Below are 19,136 nucleotides of genomic sequence, written 5' to 3'. Positions count from 1 at the left end.
GGACGGCGGCGGCGTGGGCGGCGGGACTTCAGGCGTCCGCTTCCGGCTGAGGTCCTCCTGCGCGGGGTCACACGGGGGATTGGGGTTCGGGACGATTTTGTATGAGTTTTCGGGAGGCGTCATGGAGTCCGCTCGGGGTGGATGTGGACGGCCCAAAGGGTTCAGCCCGATTCAAGGGGGCTGGCGATGACGTCTGCCTTCCCCCCTGTATGGAGAACGTGGCTCGCGGAGAACCTTGCGCGTGGGGTGCCTTCAGCGCGCCTCGCGGCCCGTCTGGAGGCGGTGGGAGTCACGCCAGAGGTTGTCTGGGAAACGCTTCGGGCCGCGGAGACACACCCGGCGGTGAGACAGGCGCGTGAATTCACGACACGTCTGGGATTGCTTGAATCGCTGCTGGAGACGCGGTCGGTGTCGCGGCGACAGGCATTGCCCTCGCCGCGCGTGGAGCGGCGGTCGCGGCTGGCGCCAGCGGAATTCTTCACGGATTTCTACCGGCGCAACCGGCCGGTTGTCATTGAAGGCTTGATGGAGGACTGGCCGGCGCGGACGCGGTGGACGCCCGGGTGGATGGCCGAGCGTTTCGGTGACGAGACGGTGGAGGTGATGGCGGGGCGCGACGCCCAGGAGATGCCGGACCTGCACGCGGACCGCCTGCGCCGGGACGTACCGCTGCGGGAATTGCTGGCGCGGTTCGACGGTGCGCCGGCGAACGACATGTATCTGGTGGCTCGAAACAGCCTGCTCTTGCGTGACGCGTTCCGGCCGTTGCTGGAGGACCTGCGTGCGCCAAAGGGATACATCCAGCCGGACCTGCGCGGGCCCGACCGCGTGCATCTATGGCTGGGGCCGGCGGGGACGCTGTCCAACCTGCATCATGATCACCTCAACGTCCTGTTCTGCCAGGTATGGGGACGCAAGCAGGTGTGGCTGGCGCCGTCGTGGGAGACGCCGTGGATGTCCAACGTGCGCGGCTTCTACAGCGCGGTGGACGTGCTGGCGCCGGACCTGGAGCGCTTCCCGGACTTCGCCCGGGTGGCGTTGCACACGGTGGAGGTGGGGCCGGGAGAGACGCTCTTCATCCCGGTGGGGTGGTGGCACGCGCTGCGGGCATTGGAGCCGAGCCTGTCGGTGACGTTCGTGAGCTTCGAAGAGACACCTGGGATGAACACCTGCTGGCGGGAGGGCTGGCTGGGCGCCACGCCTCCGGAGGAGCACCGATGAGAGCTTCGCGCGAAGTGGAGGCGGGGACCTCGCCGCTGACACCCGAGTGGCGGCGGTGGCTGGTGGAGAACCTGGTGCGCGGTGCGTCGCCGAAGGAGTTGGTGGCGTCGCTGGAGAAGGCCGGGGTGTCGGCGGAGCAGGCGCGGCGGGCGGTGGAGGTGGAGCAGCAGGAGCCCTTCGTCGCGGGCGCGCTGCGGGCGGTGGGCATGCAGCGAAAGCTGGAGGGGTTGCTGGACGTGTACGCGGAGCTGTTCCAGCAGACGGAGGGACCGCCGCGCGTGGACCGGCATGACGCGCTGACGCCCACCGCGTTCTTCGAGCGCTACTACTTCGACAACCTGCCCGTGGTGCTGCGCGCGGAGTGGAGCGCGTCGCTGGAGCCGGAGGCCTGGAGCCCCGGGGGCGTGGCCGCGCGGTTGGGCGAGCGCGAGGCGAGACACGCGTGCTGCGTGCCCCTGTTCGAGGACTCGCGGCTGGAGCCCCTGGCCCGGGGGCTGACGCCGCTTCGCGGCTTCACGGCGGAGGACGCGCGCGCGTGCGAGCCCCGCCTGTGGTGGGAGCCGGCCGGCGCGGAAGTTCCCCTGCGCGCGGCGCGGCACAACGTGCTGCTGGCGCAGGTGCACGGGGAGCGGAGGCTCCAGCTCGTTCCGGCCTTCGAGTTGCGGCGCGTGACGGGGGCTGGCGACGCACCCCTGCGCCTGGACGTGACGCTGTCTCCGGGAGAGTGGCTGCTGCTGCCGGTGGGGTGGTGGTACGGCTTCAGCGCGCCAGACGGTGGCGTCGCCGTCTCGTTCGAGGCCTTCGCGCTGCCGGAACCGAACGTGACGTGGGACGCCGACGCGGAGCCCCAGCCTTCGCCGCTGCCTCCGCGTGACTGAGGGACGCGGGCGCTATTGATACAGCAGCACCTTGTCCACCCAGCGCATGTGGGGTTGCTTCTTGTGCCAGTCGAGGCGCTCGGCCCGCAGCGCCTGGGAGGGCTCCTCGCCGGACTGGATGCGCTCGCGCACCGCGCGGAAGAAGGCGCCCGCGTCGTTGGGGATCTCCGCCGTGGCGGCGAAGACGGCCCGCGCCCCGGAGGCGACGAACGCCTGCGGCAGCGATGACGTCTCATGCAGGATGGGCGGGAGGCGGGCCGCGCTGCACGCGCCCAGCACCACCAGGGGGGCGCCGTCCAGATGCCGGCGGCGCAGCTCCTCCGCGGTGAGCGCATAGCGGCCGTCCTGCTGCGGCGACAGCGCGATGACCGTGGCGTCCGACAGCGCGCGGTCCACCACGCCGTGCGCGTGGATGTCGATGTCGGTGGCCTGCTCCATCGCCTCCAGCACGCGCTCGGGCGTGGCCTGCGCGCCCTTGAGCCGCAGGAGCCGCTGCGCTCCCGCCAGGTCCACTTCCGCCGCCGAGGGCAGCCGCGCCAGCTTCAGCGTCAGGGGCGGCTCCACGTCCGACACCACCACGTGCAGGGGCGGCTTCGCGGGCGACGTCGCGGGCACGCCCGCGCTGACCCGGTAGCTCCAGGCCAGGTCCGCCGGCAGGAGGCCCGCGCGGCTGTCCAGGGGCGGCGCGGCCAGCACCGCCACGCGGGGACAGTCGCGCAGCAGTTCCACCAGCTCGCCGGGCACCAGCCCCGTCAGGTCATCGCGCAGGGGCACCGTGCGCGAGGCGTCATAGTGGCCCTGCACCTGACCCTGTGGACCGCGCACCACCGTCACGGTGCGCTCCGCCTCCACCGCCGCCGCCAGCACGCAGCCCTCCGGCACGGGCACCTGGAGGCTTTCGGCCACCACGTCCATGGCCTCCCGGAAGGCCCCGGCGTGGCCCGCGCTCACCGCGAGCGTCTGGAAGGCCACCGCCCTGGCGTCGCGCGCGTCCGCGTTCACCCGCAGGAGCGGCTCCGCCTCCGCGATGGTCTGCCGCAGCACGCGCTGGCCCTCGCGCCAGTCGCGGTCCACCGCGAAGCGTCCCCGGATGAGCGTGGCCAGCACGCGCCGCCCCGCGTTCTCCCTGAGCGGGCTCACGCGTGCCAGCTCCGCCATCAGGAGCGCTTCGTCGGTCGGACGGGGCGCCAGCCGCGCCAGGTCCGCGAGGATCCACGCGCCCTGGAGCCCGGGCGTCTGGCCGCACGCCAACGACGCCTCCAGCTCCTGCCGCGCCTCCTGCGGACGGAAGCGCATCAGCGCCAGCGAGGCCAGGTTGCGGTGCGCCAGCGTGCGCGCTGCGCAGTCGTCGGGCTGACGGGCCAGGGACTCGGTGAGATAGGCGCGCGAGAGCGCCACCCGCACCTGGAAGCGCGTCGCGTTGGCCAGCATCACCAGCGCCTGTCCCTCGCGCTCCCATTCGCCCAGCGCGGCGGCCTCCTGCCACGCGGCCCTCGCGGACTCCTCTCCCTCCACCAGCCGGTTCGACGCGGTCGCGCGGCTGCTCAACCGGATGAGCAGGTCCACGCAGCGCAGGGGCAGCTTCTTCGCGCGGCACTCGCCCAGCGCCTCCCGCAGCCGGTCCCCGGCCTGGGTCCCCTGTCCCGACAGGTCGTCCAGCCGCGCGCCCTCCTGCGCTACGCGCGAGAGGATCCAGGGGTCCGTCTCGCCCACCGACAGGGCGCGAAGCTCCTCGTGCGTGCGCGCCACGCCCGGCGTGCGCAAGAGCGCGCCCAGCAGCAGGTCCTTCGCCGTGGGCTCCTGGCGCAGCCGCTCGATGAGGCTCGCGGGGGTGGGGTGCGCGTCTTGAACCAGCTTCGCGTACTCGCGCGCGAGCGGCGCCCGGCGCGCGAAGTCCTGCGCCGCCAGCCGCCGCACGGCGTCCTCCAGCACGGTGCCTCCGCCGGCCGCGTGGTCCAGCACCCCCGCGAGCGGCAGCAGGGACTCCACCTGCTCGGAGCTCTCCGCGGTCGCCAGCAGCTCGTAGAACGACTCGCGCGCCATGCCCGGGAAGCGGGCCGCGCCCTCCACCGGCAGGGGCGCCTGGGGTGAGCGCAGCCGGGCGTGGAAGGCCTCTCGCGTGGCCTTCCACGCGTCCGCCCGGGCCTGGAACCGGGCGCGCAGCGTCCGCGCCTGCTCGCGCGCCTCGTCGCTCCAGCCGGGTTCGCCCTTCGCGGCCACCGCCTCGAAGGCCGTGGCGGAGAGGAGCGTCAGCCCCAGCTCGCGCGCCACCACGGCGCGGTTCCAGCGCGCCTGCGGGTGCTCGGGCATGGCCTCCAGCGTGGCGTCCAGCAGGGTCAGGGCTTCGTCGGCGTGGCCGCGCAGGATGGCGACGGCGGCCAGGTCACTGTCGCGGTCCAACGACGGCGACGCGCGCCTGAGGTACGCGAGCCCCTGCTCCGTGTCGCCATGCAAGAGGTAGCTGATGCCCAGCCCGTGCGCGTCGCCGCGCTCCTCCAGGCGGGACAGCGCGCCCAGGGGCACCGGCGGGGCCAGCACGTCCCGCCGGGGGGGCGCATGGGGACGGTATCCGTCCGCGGCGGGGAGGCTCAGCCGCACCTCCAGGGGACGGTGGGTGGCGTCCGTGAGCCACAGCGCGGGCGTGTCCGGCCCGGAGCCCCGCTGCTTCCAGACGCGCACGGCGACGAAGCCCAGCGCCATGCAGAGGGCCAGGGCCACGAGTCCCCAGACGCGCGCCACGCCTGTGCGTCCCGGAGGGCGTGTGCCTCGGGGCGTTTGCCGCATGCCAGCCATCCGGGGCCTCCCGCGTGCCCCCGCACCATCTTCCGCGGGTCCTGCGGGCTCCAGTCTAGGGCCAATGCCCCCGGGGCTGACAAACCCGGGGGCGAGGAGGCGTCCGGCGGTGTACTGCCTACTCCACCTTCAGGGGGGGGCGCGTGGCCTCCACGACGCGGTGGATGGGGTACAGCTCGCCCACGGTGAGGCTGTCATCCAGGAACTGCCAGCGGCAGAAGCCGTCGTCCGAGTGCGGCTCCAGCAGGTAGGTGATGAGCGTGCCCGTGCGCTGGTCGGTGGGGACCTTGAGGGTGCCGGCGGGGAACTCGCGCTCGGAGCGCTCGGGGGCCACGGTGAGGACGGTCTCGAAGCGCACCGGCTTGGGCTTCTGGCTTAAGGGGACTTCGTCCTGGCCGGGGGGCGGCACGTTGGCGGCGACGTCCGGGCTGAAGGTCTCCTCGCGGCGGGCGATGCGGTAGCTGTCCACCTGGAAGCGCTGCGCCTTGGCGAGCTTCTCGAAGCGGATGCCGTGGCCTTCCAGCCGGGACGCGAGCGACGCGGGCACCAGGTACGCGGACGGCGTGCTCACCGACTGGGTGGGCACGAAGGTGCGGTAGTGCGGCGTCTTGTAGACCTTCTTGCGCTTGCCCGGGTAGCGGCGCGCCTGGATGCTGGCCTCGTCGAAGGAGCTGATGGCGGCGATGTCCTTGCCCAGCACGTAGGCCGGGTAGTCGAACACCAGCGCCCCTTCCGCGTCGCGCTGGGCGACGCCGAAGTTGATGCCCACCCACTCCTTCGCGTCGGGGGACTTGCCGCGCGCGATGATGGCGGCCTCCTCGAACTCGGTGACCCGGCGGTAGTCCTTGGCGTAGCGGGCGGCGTCGCGGATGAGCTCCAGCACCCACGCGCGGATGACGGCGCAGCGGCGGGGGAAGTCGATGTAGCTGTACGTCTCCAGCAGCACGTCCAGCCGGCCCAGGAGGCCGCGGAAGTGGCTGCCGAAGCGGGGCAGCGCGGGGTAGGTGTGCCAGCCGGAGGTCGGGTCGCCTTCCTTGAGGAAGTTGCCGTACCAGAAGCTGTCGAAGCCGTGCTTCTTCTTCACGGCGGCGGACACGCGCTCGGCCAGCTCGCGGTTGTAGCCGCGCGAGGTGTGGAGGAGCTCCGCGTTGCCGTGGGGGATGTCGAAGGTGAGGTCGAACCCGTGGATGCTGCCGTCCGTGGTGTGGCAGTCCACGAAGAGGTGCGGCCACCACGCCTGGTACAGCTTCGCCAGGGCGCGCGTCTCCGGCGCCTCCTGCTTCATGTTGTCGCGGTTGAGGTTCCAGCCCTCGCCCGTGTAGCGCATGCCCACGCCACCGGGCGGGTTGACCTGGCCCTCCAGGTTCTTCAGGTCCAACGCGCGGTTGCCCTTGCTGATGCGATCATTGCCGTCCGGGTTGAAGTTGGGGACGAACACGAGGCACAGCCGGTCCAGGATCTTCTTGCCCAGCGACGTGAGCGTGAGGTCGCGCGCGAGCGCCTGGAGGGTCTCCTTGCCCTCCACCTCACCCGCGTGGATGTTGGCCTCCACCATCACGATGAGCTTCTTCTGCTTCTTCGCCAGCTCTGGCGTGAAGCAGTTGCGGTCGCTGAGGATGAGCGCCATGAGCGGCTGACCTTCACCGCTCTGGCCGAAGTCCACGCGCTTCGCGAGCTTGGTCTGGGCACAGAGGGCGTCGACGAAGGCGACCACGTCGGCGCTGCGGGACGTTTCCTGGTAGTCGGTGGCTTCCGCGCGGGTGAGCAGCTTGGGAGTGGGCATAGGTGCCGCGCATCCGAGCGCTCCGGCCCTGCCGCGTCAAGCTCGCGCGACGTGGGGCTGCCTTGCCGCGCCGTGGCGGTGTCCCATATGAAACCCGGCGGCAAGACGTGCAGCCGAGGGGGCTTCATCATGCGGAGTGATCAGCGGCGCGGGAACGCGCTGGGTGTGCTGCTGCTGGGATGCGCGACGGTGTGGGGCGCCGGCTGCAAGAAGGAGCAACCCGTGACGAGCGCCCCCGTGGACGCGGGCGTGGTGGCCGTGGCCGCCGTGGCCGCGGGCGTTCCGGACGCGGGGACGGCCGCGAAGGAGAAGGTGGCGAAGCTGCTCCGGTTCTCCGACGTGACGCTCCGGCCCCAGGGCACCACCTTGATGGTGACCTACACGCTGACCAACCCGGGCACGGCGCAGGGGCGCGGGGATGCGTGCCTATCCCTGCTCGACGACCAGGGCCGGGTCATCGAAGTGATGCGGATGGGCGGCATCACCGTGAAGGGCGGGACGACGGACACGTTCGAGGACAAGGTGTCCCTGGGGACGACGACCTGGAAGCAGACCCGGACCGTGATGCTCTACACCACGGGCGACAACCGCTGTTCGCGCGTTCTCGTGCCGACGATGACCAGCGAGGTTCTGCGCCTGCAGCCCACGGGCCAGCCTGCTCCAGCGGACGCCCCCGCGCCCCAGGCGTTCCACGCCACACAGGCGACCGACTTCGAGGTATCCGGCGTCGAGCTGATCCAGGCCGGGCAGTCCGACGACTACTCCATCAAGTACCTGGTCACGAACATGAGTGAGCACCGGGCGTCGGGCTCGGGGTGCCTGCGGGCCTACGTGGGGGAGGATGGCGCCCCCCCCCACGTGGAGGAGACTCCCGTGGGAGACTTCAGTCTGGCCCCGGGGGCTTCGGAGACCCTCAAGGACTCTGTCGTCTTCGACAACGACCGGAACTGGGACCGGGTGACGGTGCTGCGCCTCTTCACCAGCCCTTTTGGCTGCGCGGACGACGCGGACACGGACAACACGGGCTTCCGAATCGTGAAGCCCGAGTCCATCCACGCGCCGGTGGATGGAGTGGAGGCCGAGCCCGCCGGGGACCCCGAGGACGAAACGAGGATGGACTCGAGCGACGCCTATGACCCGGAAGAGGAATTCAACCACGAGCAGCAGGCACCGAATGGGGAGTGAGCCGCGGAAGGTGCTAGGCCGGGTGCTGTTGTTGGGCCTCGCGGCGGTGTGGGCGCGGGGTGCAAGAAGGAACAGCCCCAGGCGGGTGCTCTGGATACGAAGCCAGTGGCGCATGTGGTGAAGCCGCTGCGGTTCTCCGGCGTGAAGCTCAAGCGGACCCCGTCCTTCGTGAACGTCACCTACACGCTCACCAACCCCGGCACGGCGCAGGGACGTGGGGAGGCCTGCCTGGCGCCGCTCGACGAGATGGGCTTCGTCACCCATGAGCGGAACCTGGGAAGCATCACCGTGAAGGGCGGCACGGACGACGTCTTCAACGACAATCTCTACCTGCCGGAGGAGAAGTGGGACTCGGCCCTGACGGTGCTGTTGTTCACGGTCAGGGGGATGCGCTGCGAGGGGGCCGACTTCCATGCGGCCAGCGAGCCATTGCGACTGCGTGCCACGGGAGAGCCCGCCGCCGCGGACGCGCCGACACCCAAACGGCCAGGAAAGCTGGAGCCGGGAGAAGTCGAGCTGTCCGGCGTCTCGCTGCGACAAGGATCCGAAGCCGACGAGTACGTCCTTGAATACACGCTGAAGAACGTGAGCCGGCGGCGCATCAATGCCCAGGCTTGCATCCAGGGGTATGGGGCGGACGAGGACGTGAGCGAGGACAGGGCCTCTGTGTTGGCGGACGACCTGAGCATGCACAGCCTGGCGGCCGGGGCGACGAAGACCTTCACCGACAGCGTCGAGTTCGTGGATTCCAAACGCTGGGACGAGGTGAACACGCTGGACCTGTTCCTCGATGCGCGGGGATGCGAGTCGAAGCCGGAGAAGGCGCCGGTTCGTCTGCGGTTCGAGAAGTCCGCGGTCCTCCAGGCTTCCGACGAGGAGGAGTCGCAGCCGGACGAGCTCGACCCCGGTGCGGAGACGACGGAGGCGGACGAGATTGAAGACGAGCCCGCCGAGGAAGTGACGGACATGGACGAGAGCGACGCCTACGACCCCGAGGTGGAGTTCCCACAGGCGCCGTCGACTCCGGATGAAGAGACGGCGGACTGACATCACCATGGACCTGGCCACCTCACCGTTGTTTGAACGGCTCCAGCGCGCGGAACACGTGCTCCTCGCGGGCGCGGGCGGCGGCTTCGACATCTACTGCGGCCTGCCGCTGTATTTCCGCCTGCGTGAGATGGGCAAGCGCGTGTCGCTGGCGAACCTGAGCTTCACGGTCCTGGACCGCGTGGATGGACGCGTCGTGGCCCCGGGGCTGATGGAGGTCCGCGCGGAGACGCAGGGACCGGCGCACTACTTTCCGGAAGGCGTGCTCGCCCGCTGGTTCCAGGCGAGAGGCGAGTCCGTCTCCATCTTCTGCTTCGACAAGGTTGGCGTCGCGCCGTTGAGCGAGGCCTGGGCTGCATTGCAGAAGGAGCTGGGCTTCGACACGGTGGTGTTGGTGGACGGCGGCACGGACATCCTCATGCGCGGGGACGAGGCCGGGCTGGGCACACCGGAGGAGGACATCTCGAGCCTGGCGGCGGTGGATTCGCTGTCGCTGCGGGACAAGCTGATCGTCTGCCTGGGGTTCGGCGTGGACGCGTTCCACGGCATCTGTCACGCGCACTACCTGGAAGCAGTCGCGGACCTGAGCCGGCGCGGGGCGTATCTAGGCGTCACCGCGCTGCTGCCGGGGATGCCGGAGGTGGACCTCTACCGCGAGGCAGTCATGTTCTCCTCCGAGGAGATGGCCCGGCGCCCGAGCATCGTGTCGCTGTCGGTGGTGGGCGCCATCGACGGGGACTATGGCGACCAGCACCGCACGTCTCGGACGCAGGGCAGCAAGCTGTTCATCAACCCGCTGATGAGCATGTATTGGGCCTTCGACCTGAACGCCGTCGCCAGGCGCTGCCTGTACCTGGACCAGCTGCGGGACACGCACACGAGCTGGGAGGTGAGCGCACGCATCGAGACCTTCCGCGCCCGGCACCCCACGAAGCCGTGGGAGGACATTCCCGTCTAATACTACTCGGTCACATGCATGAGCGCCCACGAGGAGGCGCCTGGGCGTTGACCGGTCGCAGGCACAGGGGCAGTGCCCAATGCGGCGAAGGAGCAGGACTTGGAACTGCCGCCGCACTTGGGGGCAGCGTCCACCGCGTCCTGCTCCGGGGGGAAAAGCACCCGGCGGAGGGCGAGGAAGCCATGGGCCACCATGCAGAGTGTGGCGCGGTGGTGGATGCCTCGCCAACTGCGGCCCTCAAAGTGGTCCAAGCCGACTTCTCCCTTCAACTCCTGATAGTCGCGCTCCACTCGCCAGCGTAGCTTGGACAGACGAACCAACTCCGTGAGCGTTGTGTCTGGAGGCAGGGACGAAAGGTGATACTTCGTCGGGGCTGCCTCGCCGCGCGGCCATTCCACCAGCAGCCACACATCTTCCCCTGGCGGCTCGCGCCAGAAGTGGTGCTCCGCCGTGTGGACTCGCATGGCGGCAAAGCGCGAGGACTGCACGCCACGGTTTCCTTGCCTCCAACGCACGACGTGAAAGGCGGAACGAGGCAGGGTGCGCGCCAACGGCTCAATGAGGACGGGCGGTGACCTGACTCATCGACATAGCGCGTGCGAGGACGGCCCATCTGGTGCGGCAATCGGTGAGGAAGTCGCGGCTTGGCACCTGGGCGCCACACGTTGATGTTGCCTTGCACGCCCACCAGGAAGTGCAGCCGCCTGGCTCGAACTGCGCGGCGAAAATCATGGTTCCATTCGGCCCCTGCTGCGCGGGGACCCCCGGTGGCGCCCGGCGACGTCCAGGCCGCCTTCGCCTCAGACGTTGGAGCCGTCCGCGCTTCCTCCTCGCGAGCTCGGGACGGGGTAGGGCGCGCAGATGAGGCAGCGCGCCGTCCCTATGTAACATGTGTCTGCTTTACTGGATGTAGCAGCAACGTGCCACCGCATAGAACACGCCAGCGGTTGAGGATGAGAGGTAGCAACCATACGTCGTCTCGTGCAGCATAGATTGGAGTTGACCGGTCCCCCCACTCCGCTGCCGGCACGAACCGCCCATCGCCAGATAACCGGCCGGACAGTACGCATAACTCCAATTTCCAGCAGACGCATCATGCCCCGTAGCTATTGAACAGTGGACGAATGGCTTAGGGCCAATGGGGCCTTGCAGGCCAGTGGCACCCGTCAGGCCAGTGGCACCCGTCAGGCCAGTGGCACCCGTCAGGCCCTTGTCGCCCTTGTCGCCCTTGTCGCCCTTGTCGCCCTTAATACCCGTCAGGCCCCTCTCGCCCTGGATGCCCTGCGGACCCGTCAAACCGATTTCGCCCTGGGGGCCCGTCGAACCAGTGTCGCCCTTTTCCCCCTGCGCACCCGTTGCGCCGGTCTCGCCCTTGTCGCCCTTGTCGCCCTTGTCGCCCTTCGGCCCTTGGGGCCCCACCGTGACGTCAATGTCAGCATTCTGCTCCGGCGCGGACCCCGTTGAGACGCTGAGTCGGTACGTCCCTGGCGTCTCCAGGAGATTGTAGGGAACGATGATGGTGATCGCCGTATCACCGTAAGCCGGGATTTTGTTGGGTTGGACGATGATGCCTGCGAACTTCACCAACGACTTCACGAGTCCGAAGTTCTCGCCGTAGATGTAGAGCGTGTTGTTCGGCGTGTCGGATTCCGTTGAAGTGATGACTACCTGGCCTTCCGCATGGGCTGACGTCGCCGTGCCCATGAGCGCAATCACACCCAGCACATACGTCCACCCACGAATTCGTTCCGCCACCGTCATGTCGGCTCCTTTGTAAGAAGGAAGAGCCGTCACTTGAACTTCAGAATTTACATAAAGTCCATGATTTAATGCTAAATCTTGATTTTCATTAAATACCCGCCTGGGTCATTCCCGGCCTCTCTACTGCCTCTAACTTCCGACGTGGGCGGAGGAACTGGGTGGGGACCCTGGCTACGCCCGAGACGGGGAGCCGCCACGGTCCCCGCCCTACGCGGCCTCTGCAGATCCACTTCTTCCTTGCAGGCTCGGACGGCCGCCGGAGGTGGGGTAGGGCTTGCTATGAAACGGCGCGCCCGCGCCTGCTGCACGTGATGGAGTGCCGCCCCGCGCCTGACGGCCCTGGCAGCAACACTTGGTGGGGCACGGCCTCGCGGGACTCGGTCGCGCCCCGTCTCCAGCTCCTGGCGTGGGTGGTAGGCAGGGCGGTGGCCGCCGCTGGGCCCCAGAGGCCGGGCCGCCCCGTTGCTCTGCGTGCGCTATCCCTCGCAGGCACGGCGGATCGCGCTAACCCTCTTCAGGGAAGTCCGGTAAGGCGCAGGCCAGCGTGAAGGAAGAAGGCAGCGAGAACGTCGTGGCGGTGGCCCAGGCGCACGAATGAAGCGCGTGCCTGGGCGCGTAGCTCAGCGACAGAGTCGGGCGTAGCATTGCGCAGCTCGGCCTTCACCATGCCGTTGCAGCCCTCCTCGGGATTGAGGTCTGGCGCATAGCCCGGCAGCCGTTCAAGGCGGAAGTCCTCGGGGTGGCGGGCGACGAAGTCGAGCGTCTCGGCACTGTGGTGCTGGTTGAGGCCGTCCCACACGATGGTGAGAGGACGGCCCACCTTCCTGCGGAAGTAGCGCAGGGCAGCGATGATGTCCTGGCTGGTGAAGCTGCCCTCTCGGTGGCGCGAATACAGGCGCGCCGGCCTGCGGCTGTACGGGGCAACGAGGGCGACGATGCTGGAGACTTCGCGCCGCTTGTCACGACGGCGCAGGATGGGCGGATGCCCGACGGGCGCCCAGGTAGACGCTACGCGGGCCCGAAACGAACTACCTGTCTCGTCCACGAAGGCAATGGTCCGCCCGCTTCTTCGAGCCCCCTTTTGATGCGGGGCCAGTCGCGCTTCAGCCATGCCTCCACCAACTCATCGTCACGCTCCTTGGCTCGCGTGCGAGGCTGCTGCGGACTCAAACCCAACCGGTGAAGACATCCGGCCAGGTAATTGGGGTGGTAGCGCACTCCGAACGTGCGGTGGATGAGGTGCGCCACTCGCGTGAGCGTCCATCGCTCGGTAGGGAAGCCACAGGTGCGCGCCCCTGCCCCTACCAACTGCGCGACCTGCTGCCACTCCGCCGAACTCAACTTCGACGGCCGGCCCGTGCGCGGCCTCGCTTTCAACCCGCGTGTGCTGCCGCCCGCCTCATTCAGTCGCCGCGCCCAACGACTGACGGAGGCCTCGCTGACACCCACACGGCGCGCCACCTCCGCCTGCGACAGGTGCCCCCGCCGCAGGAGTCTTCCGGCCGCAAGCCGCCGCTCCTCAAGCTGCTGCGCCGTCCAGTGCTTTGGCTGCCACGCCATGGACGCCCTCCTCCATGACGTAACCCTCAGCCCCTTACCCGACTTCCCTGAAGGGGGTTAGGTGTGGCAGGGCGCTCTGAGAGGCAGCGCGCCGGCCCCAGCAGCGGGTGGGGTGCCGCTGCGTGCCTGACGGCCCGGCAACGGCACTCCTGCACTCGGTTCCGCTCCGCCTAACAGAACCTCATTTTACGCAGGCGAAACCGGCATTGGCGGAAATTGCCTCCTGAATTCCCGTGCTTGCAGTATATCCGATCGCTCTGCAGTAACGACTCATTGCTGAAGCGCAGGCCTGACTCTCCCTGTTGGCATACGTGCAGCTTCCGACGTAAGAGCCGAGGGTGCCCCAGCCGAGAGTCACATAGAGAGCCCCAGGGCCTTGGGGCCCTATAGGTCCCACATCGCCCTTGTCGCCCTTGGGACCCGTCGCGCCCACCGCTCCGGTGTCGCCCTTGTCGCCCTTGTCGCCCTTGGGACCCGTCGCGCCCACCGCTCCAGTTTCGCCCTTAAGTCCTTCGGAGCCCTGGACCCCCTGCGCACCCGTCAAACCGGTGTCGCCCTTGTCGCCCTTGTCGCCCTTGTCGCCCTTGGGCCCTTGCGGCCCTACTGTGATGTCAATGTCAGCATTCTGTTCCGGCGCGGGCCCCGTTGAGACGCTGAGCCGGTATGTCCCAGGCGATTTCAGCAAGAAATAGGGAACAGTGATGGTGATCGCCGTGTCCCCCCATGCCTGGATTTTGTTGTTCTGGACGGTGATGCCTGCGAACTTCACCAACGACTTCACGTAACCGAAGTTCTCGCCGTAGATATAGAGCGTGTCCGTCGGCGGGTCCGCTTCCGTCGAAGTGATGACCATTTGGCCAGCCGCATGGGCCGCGGTCGCAGAGCCCAAGAGGGCAATCACACCCAGCATGTATGTCCAACCACGAATTCGTTCCGCTACCGTCATTTCGGCTCCGCTGAAAGCAGGAAGAGCCGCGAGTTGAACTTCAAAATCGGCACGCAGTACAGGCTTTGCCGTTAATTATTGGGTGTCATTGATTACCCGCATGGGTCATCCCTGGCCTGCCAATCACCTCTGGCGTGCGCTCCCTCTCTCAGTCTCGGTGAGCCGTAATGGCGGGGGGGGGGCGGCCGCAGACGTCTGCGCCCCTCGCACCTCTTGCTGTGATTTTGCACTAATTAGTGCATCGTCTCCGGGCACCCTCACCGGAGTCGCGCCTGAGCGATCTCAACCAGGCTCCCGCTGGCCCTCCCAACACCATCCGTCCCGTCTGGGTGGCTCTCTTCGGTGCCGCCATGTGCATTGGCGTCCTCGAAGCCTCCTTCCAGACGGCCCACCCCACCTCCCTCGAATCCTCCGCGCTCCTCTCCGCCCCCTCCCGTCTGCTGGGGCCCTTGCTTCCCGCCTACGGCGAGGCGCGGGCCTGGACGCTCTCCCACCCGATGCTGGCCTCCGTCCTTTTCGCGCTCGCGCTCACCGCGGTGCTGCTCCTTTACCGGGCCTTTCTCCTCGGGTGGTTCAACCACGTCGTCCCCTTCCTCACCGGCATGCATCTCACCCCGGACTCCAGCAGCCTGCCCTTCCACACCTACGACGTTACTGAGGCCATTCGTCGGCGCCCACCCCAGCAAAAGTTCGTCGGCATGACGCCGGTGGCCCGCTGCTTTCGCCCCCTGTCCTGGCAGCCCGTCTACCTCTCGGAGCAGGACCAATCCATGCACCGCCACGTCATGGGACAGACGGGCTCCGGCAAGACGCTCTCCGCCATCTAGCCCAGCGTCTTCCAGGACTTGTTGGACGGGAAGGGTGTCATCGCCATCAGCGCCAATGGCTCCGACGAGGAAATCTCCACCATCAAGGGCCTGTGCGCGGTGACGAACCGTCTCCACCAGCTTTGCGTCTTCGCGCTTCCGACCTGGAGTGACGACACCATCTTCACCCACCGCAACAACATGCTCTGGGTGGCCCCTCGCCGCGTCGAGTTCACCACGCCCAACCGCTCCGGCTTCTTCCGCACCCTGCTAGCGCACGGGAATCCCGAGCACGTAGGTGACGGCGCCCTTGCCTTTCTCACGCACCACGCCCACCTCCCACGTGTAGCCGGGGCGCTGGAGGCTCTGCGTCAGGGCCTTCAGTTCCTCCGGCCGGTGGGCCCGCAGCGTGGACACCAGACCGTCCCACGCGAGCGCCAACGGCGCCACCGGCACCGCGTAGGTGAGCAGCAGGCGCAGCGGCGTCAGCGGCCGGATGAACGGCGTGAAGAGCAGCACCAGCAGCGGCACGAACAGCGTGCCCAGCACCCCGCCCGGCGTGCGGTGCACGACCTCGAAGGCCGCGAACGCTTCACCGCGCCGCTGCGCGTCCTCCATCACCTCGCGCACCTCCTCCGGGCGGAAGTGGTGCAGGGCGTTGAAGAGTGTCCTCATTCCGCGCAGGTCTTCTGGCACCTGCCGCGCATCCACGGGCCGGGGCAGGTACGTGGCGCCCTCCGCCTGGGCCCGCTTGGCGGCCTCCGCGTTGGGGTACAGGTCCGTGAGCACCGCCCGCGTCTTCAAGCCGTGGCGGGCCTCCAGCAACTTCTGCAAGCGGGGCACGGGCCCCTGGCCACCGGAGCCCAGATCCACCAGCGTGTCCGTGCCGGACGCCTGGAGCCCCTTCGCGAGCACGTCCGCCGCCGCGTCGAACAACCCCATCCGCGTGGACACCGCGTGCAGGTAGTCCGTGGACAGGTTGCGCGCCGCGCGCGGATACCAGGGCTGATCAATCAGCTCGAAGAGGTGCAGGCGGGGCAGCAGGGCGGGGTGCTCGGTGGCGGTGGCGTCCATGCGGGACAAGGTGCCGCTCGCGCGCGGGGGATGCACTGACCGCTGGCGCCAGAACGGCTTGCCGCTCGCGCCAGGCGGTCGCTAGCGTCCCTGCCCGTGACGTCCTCCGCTCCCCCTTCGCTCTCCGCCCGCCTGGCCCGGCAGGGACTGCTCGCGGCGGCGAAGCGCGGCGTTCCCTCGGAGCGGCTCTGCGAGGAGGTGGGGCTGCGGTGGTCGGACCTGGGCGACCCGGAAGCGCGCATCCCCTACGCCGTGCTGGACGACATCCTGGAGCGGGCCGTGTCGCTCACCGGGGATGACAACCTGGGGCTGCACATGGCGGGCATGGACGTGATGGACGCGGACGACCCCGCGTCGCTCGTCATCCTCACCAGCGCCAACCTCCGCGAGGCCATGGTTCGCGGCTGCCGTTACCAGCGCGTGTGGGGCGACGGCGAGCGCTTCGTCGTGGAGGACACGCCGCGCGGCGCGCGCATGCGCTTCACGCCCGTGGGCCCCTCGTGGCGGCCCGCGCACCGGCACCTGGCGGAGGTGGCGCTGGTGCAACTGGCCACGGGCATCCGCGTCTTCACCGGCGCGGACGTGCGGCCCCTGCGCGCGCGCTTCGTCCACCCGGCGCCCGCGGACCTGCGCGAACACGAGACCCTCTTCGGCTGTCCTCTGGAGTTCAACGCCCCGGCGAACGACCTGGAGTTCTCCGCCAGAGACGCGGACCGGCCCTTCGTCCACGCGGACGCGCTGCTCAACGCCGTGTTCGAGCATCACGCCCGCCGCGTCCTGGCGCGGCTGCCCGTCGCGGACACCCTGTCGGACCGCGTGCGGGAACAGGTGCGGAGGACGCTGGCGGGAGGCGACTCCTCCTTTGCCGCGGTGGCGAGGGCCCTGCGCGTTCCATCCCGCACGTTGCAGCGCCAGCTGGCGGCGGAGGGGCGCACCTACGCGGGCATCGTGGAGGCGTTGCGGCGCGAGCTGTCCCAGGGCTACCTCCAGCGGCGCATGTCCATCGCGGAGGTGTCCTTCCTGCTGGGGTACGCGGATCCGGCCGCCTTCCACCGCGCCTTCAAGCGCTGGTGGGGCACGTCCCCGGAGGCCTTCCGCAAGACCCGCGCCGCCGGGGGCTGACAGGCAAGCGGCCCCCCGAGCCCTTCCGGGAGGGAAGCCAGGCCTTCGTTGGGGCGCAGGCGTGCCTACGTTTCACGCCAGAGGGCCGGGACCCTCGGGGAGACGACCATGTGGACACGCCGCTTCAACGGGCTCGTCGTGCTGGGTGTGATTGGAACCGTGAGCTTCACGGCCGGCTGCAATGAGCGCCAGCAGCAGGCCGTCAACGAGAACGCCCGTCAGGTCGGCCAGGAGGTAGGCGAGGCCGCCAAGGACGTCCAGCACGGCGCCAGCCGGGCCGCGGAGAGCCTCAGCGAGTCCAGCCGCGAGGCCGCCGATGGCTTCCGGGAAGGCGTGGGCGGCTCGGGTGACACGGCCTCCGAGGAGCAGAAGGCCGACGAGCGCAGCGGGGACGGGCCGGACCTCGGCCGCGACCCGGGCGTCATCCACGACGGGGAGGGGCCGCTGGAAGAACGCTGAAAGACGCAACGCGCCGGACACGCCGCGGCCCGGCGGTGTGTTTGAATGTGGACCATGGTTGCGGCCCCAGCCCTCCGTGGTCCTCTTCAGTCCCTGCTCCGTGTGTCGTGCCTGCTGCCGTGCCTGCTGCCGGTGGCGTGCGTGACGACGAGCGAGGTGACGCGCGTCCCTTCGTTGGAGGAGAAGTGCGACGGCGGGAGCGCCTGGGCCTGCGAGACCTGGGCGAAGCAGCTCCAGGTGGATGGCCGAACGGAGGAGGCGGACCGGGCCTTCGGGCTCGCGTGCGCCATGGGCTCCACGTCCGCCTGTCTGACGCAGGGCAAGGACCGGCTGGCGCGCGGGGACCTGGATGGCGCGGAGCCACCGCTGCGCAAGGTCTATGACGAGGACTCGGAGGAGGCCACGCTGGCGCTCGCGGACCTCCAGGACGCGCGCGGTGACCAGGTGGGCGCGGCGCAACTGCGTTACGAGGCGCTGTCCATCGACAAGTCGACGACGGAGTTCGCGTTCGCCTGGCGCGTGCCGTTCGACGGCGGCCTGGGGATGGCCCTGGACGTGAACGTGCAGCCCATGGGGCTCAAGGCCCGGCGGCTGACGCTGGGCGCCAACCTGGGCCTTGGCCCGAACCTGGTGTCGCTGAACGCCACCGTGGGCTACCAGCACTTCGTGACGAACTGGTTCGCGCCCTATGGCCGGGCGCTGGTGGGCCCGTACCTGGACAACTCGTCCTCGCGGCGCATCCCCATCAACGTGGGGGCCGAGCTGGGCATGAAGTTCTTCGCGGGGCCCATCGGCCATCTGGGCACCGGCTTTGGCACCTCGCTGGACGGCTCCACGTACTACTTCCTCGAAGCCGGGCTGGACTGGCTGCTGACGCTGGCGGTGCTCGCGCACCTGTGACGGCTCAGGCCACGCCCAGCTTGGGGCACACGTCGTTGAGGAGGCACTCCGAGCACTTGGGCTTCTTGGCCACGCAGGTGTAGCGGCCGTGCAGCACCACGGCGGGGCCGAAGAAGGTCCAGTCGTCCTTGGGCACCAGCTTCATCAGGTCCGTCTCGATGGCCTCCGGCTTCTCCTGCTTGGTCAGGCCCAGGCGCTGGCTGACGCGGGCCACGTGCGTGTCCACGATGACGCCGGAGGCCTGATTGAAGGCCGTGTTGAGCACGACGTTGGCCGTCTTGCGCGCCACGCCGGGCAGCTCCACCAGGTCCTCCATGCGGTCGGGCACCTCGCCCTGGTGCGCATCCAGCAGCGCGCGGCTCACGGCCTGCACCGTCTTGGTCTTCTGCTTGAAGAAGCCGGTGGGCTTGAGGTCCTCCTCCAGCTCCGCGGTGTCCGCGTCCGCGAGCGCCTGGGGGCCGTCGTACTTCTTCCACAGCTCGGCGGTGACGCGGTTGACGCGCTCGTCCGTGCACTGCGCGGCCAGGATGGTGGCCACGAGCAACTCGAAGGGAGTGTTCCAGTTCAGCTCGTACTTCGCGTCGGGGTACTTCTCGCGGAGGCGTTCGAGCACCACGGGGACGAGGGCGGCGGGTTTCATGGG

The 19,136-nt window shown here is 69.2% G+C and carries 20 protein-coding genes; 9 read left to right on the top strand and 11 right to left on the bottom strand.

All coding sequences use genetic code 11. The features are described 5' to 3' along the window. Window positions 1-408 precede the first annotated feature (408 nt). Together D7W82_RS13550 and D7W82_RS13545 are read left to right on the top strand one after the other, a co-directional pair. Window positions 409-1,221: a cupin-like domain-containing protein gene (locus tag D7W82_RS13550; protein WP_120618754.1), complete on the top strand. Its 813-nt coding sequence runs from the start codon at window positions 409-411 to the stop codon at window positions 1,219-1,221. Further along, window positions 1,218-2,099 carry a hypothetical protein gene (locus tag D7W82_RS13545; RefSeq protein WP_147439322.1) on the top strand — a complete coding sequence of 294 codons (882 nt, stop codon included), beginning with the start codon at window positions 1,218-1,220 and terminating at the stop codon, window positions 2,097-2,099. The genes D7W82_RS13550 and D7W82_RS13545 overlap by 4 nt, the downstream gene beginning before the upstream one ends. 12 nt (window positions 2,100-2,111) lie before the next feature. On the opposite strand, the gene D7W82_RS13540 is transcribed toward D7W82_RS13545, so the two are convergent. Together D7W82_RS13540 and D7W82_RS13535 are read right to left on the bottom strand one after the other, a co-directional pair. After that, window positions 2,112-4,838, bottom strand: a complete 2,727-nt coding sequence (locus D7W82_RS13540) for a CHAT domain-containing protein (protein ID WP_120618751.1) — start codon at window positions 4,836-4,838, stop codon at window positions 2,112-2,114. A 172-nt stretch (window positions 4,839-5,010) separates the two neighbouring features. After that, complete coding sequence (locus tag D7W82_RS13535; protein ID WP_120618750.1) at window positions 5,011-6,675, bottom strand: M14 family zinc carboxypeptidase; 1,665 nt, start codon at window positions 6,673-6,675, stop codon at window positions 5,011-5,013. Between the two features lie 129 nt (window positions 6,676-6,804). Here D7W82_RS13535 and D7W82_RS13530 point away from each other — a divergent pair, with 129 nt between their 5' ends. From D7W82_RS13530 to D7W82_RS13520, 3 genes are all read left to right on the top strand, one after another. Beyond that, window positions 6,805-7,860, top strand: a complete 1,056-nt coding sequence (locus tag D7W82_RS13530; RefSeq protein WP_147439321.1) for a hypothetical protein — start codon at window positions 6,805-6,807, stop codon at window positions 7,858-7,860. 117 nt (window positions 7,861-7,977) lie between these two features. Further along, on the top strand, window positions 7,978-8,907 hold the full coding sequence (locus tag D7W82_RS13525) for a hypothetical protein (protein ID WP_147439320.1): 930 nt from the start codon (window positions 7,978-7,980) through the stop codon (window positions 8,905-8,907). Between the two features lie 7 nt (window positions 8,908-8,914). Then, entirely contained in the window at window positions 8,915-9,865 is a 951-nt protein-coding gene (locus tag D7W82_RS13520) for a DUF1152 domain-containing protein (protein WP_120618747.1), read from the top strand. A gap of 2 nt (window positions 9,866-9,867) precedes the next feature. On the opposite strand, the gene D7W82_RS41500 is transcribed toward D7W82_RS13520, so the two are convergent. The 6 genes from D7W82_RS41500 to D7W82_RS40065 form a co-directional block, all read right to left on the bottom strand. Further along, window positions 9,868-10,155, bottom strand: a complete 288-nt coding sequence (locus tag D7W82_RS41500; protein WP_233587509.1) for a hypothetical protein — start codon at window positions 10,153-10,155, stop codon at window positions 9,868-9,870. Beyond that, complete coding sequence (locus tag D7W82_RS41495) at window positions 10,131-10,547, bottom strand: hypothetical protein (protein ID WP_233587502.1); 417 nt, start codon at window positions 10,545-10,547, stop codon at window positions 10,131-10,133. The genes D7W82_RS41500 and D7W82_RS41495 overlap by 25 nt, the downstream gene beginning before the upstream one ends. Before the next feature lie 218 nt (window positions 10,548-10,765). Then, window positions 10,766-11,626 (bottom strand): collagen-like protein, encoded by an 861-nt coding sequence (locus tag D7W82_RS40070; RefSeq protein WP_147439318.1) that lies wholly within the window; start codon window positions 11,624-11,626, stop codon window positions 10,766-10,768. 514 nt (window positions 11,627-12,140) lie between these two features. Beyond that, on the bottom strand, window positions 12,141-12,737 hold the full coding sequence (locus D7W82_RS13500) for a transposase (protein ID WP_120618743.1): 597 nt from the start codon (window positions 12,735-12,737) through the stop codon (window positions 12,141-12,143). Then, the gene (locus D7W82_RS13495) at window positions 12,635-13,186 is read right to left on the bottom strand and encodes an IS630 family transposase (RefSeq protein WP_120618742.1); all 552 of its coding nucleotides are present in this window, start codon (window positions 13,184-13,186) and stop codon (window positions 12,635-12,637) included. Before D7W82_RS13495 ends, D7W82_RS13500 begins: the two co-directional genes overlap by 103 nt. Window positions 13,187-13,367: 181 nt before the next feature. Then, window positions 13,368-14,096, bottom strand: a complete 729-nt coding sequence (locus D7W82_RS40065; protein WP_233587500.1) for a collagen-like protein — start codon at window positions 14,094-14,096, stop codon at window positions 13,368-13,370. 365 nt (window positions 14,097-14,461) lie between these two features. On the opposite strand from D7W82_RS40065, the gene D7W82_RS13485 reads away from it, so the two are divergent. Next, entirely contained in the window at window positions 14,462-14,959 is a 498-nt protein-coding gene (locus D7W82_RS13485) for a hypothetical protein (protein WP_120618741.1), read from the top strand. On the opposite strand, the gene D7W82_RS13480 is transcribed toward D7W82_RS13485, so the two are convergent. Both D7W82_RS13480 and D7W82_RS13475 read right to left on the bottom strand, forming a co-directional pair. Further along, the gene (locus tag D7W82_RS13480) at window positions 14,956-15,204 is read right to left on the bottom strand and encodes a hypothetical protein (protein WP_147439316.1); all 249 of its coding nucleotides are present in this window, start codon (window positions 15,202-15,204) and stop codon (window positions 14,956-14,958) included. The two genes, D7W82_RS13485 and D7W82_RS13480, sit on opposite strands and share 4 nt — an antisense overlap. A 4-nt stretch (window positions 15,205-15,208) precedes the next feature. Beyond that, window positions 15,209-16,012, bottom strand: a complete 804-nt coding sequence (locus tag D7W82_RS13475; protein WP_120618739.1) for a hypothetical protein — start codon at window positions 16,010-16,012, stop codon at window positions 15,209-15,211. 96 nt (window positions 16,013-16,108) lie between these two features. Between D7W82_RS13475 and D7W82_RS13470 the strand changes: the two genes are divergently transcribed. The 3 genes from D7W82_RS13470 to D7W82_RS13460 all read left to right on the top strand — a co-directional run bounded on the left by D7W82_RS13470 (window position 16,109) and on the right by D7W82_RS13460 (window position 18,493). Then, window positions 16,109-17,134: an AraC family transcriptional regulator gene (locus tag D7W82_RS13470; RefSeq protein WP_120618738.1), complete on the top strand. Its 1,026-nt coding sequence runs from the start codon at window positions 16,109-16,111 to the stop codon at window positions 17,132-17,134. 108 nt (window positions 17,135-17,242) lie between these two features. Then, complete coding sequence (locus D7W82_RS13465) at window positions 17,243-17,593, top strand: hypothetical protein (protein WP_199727744.1); 351 nt, start codon at window positions 17,243-17,245, stop codon at window positions 17,591-17,593. 102 nt (window positions 17,594-17,695) lie between these two features. Further along, window positions 17,696-18,493: a hypothetical protein gene (locus tag D7W82_RS13460; RefSeq protein ID WP_120618737.1), complete on the top strand. Its 798-nt coding sequence runs from the start codon at window positions 17,696-17,698 to the stop codon at window positions 18,491-18,493. 4 nt (window positions 18,494-18,497) lie between these two features. Here D7W82_RS13460 and nth read toward each other — a convergent pair whose 3' ends face one another. Then, window positions 18,498-19,133, bottom strand: coding sequence for an endonuclease III (gene nth, locus D7W82_RS13455; RefSeq protein ID WP_120618736.1), 636 nt, complete (start codon window positions 19,131-19,133; stop codon window positions 18,498-18,500). Window positions 19,134-19,136: the final 3 nt, after the last annotated feature.

Source organism: Corallococcus sp. CA049B (assembly GCF_003611685.1).
Lineage (GTDB): Bacteria > Myxococcota > Myxococcia > Myxococcales > Myxococcaceae > Corallococcus > Corallococcus coralloides.
Note: the sequence above shows the minus strand (reverse complement) of the source record. Positions and strands in the feature narration are given on the sequence as shown.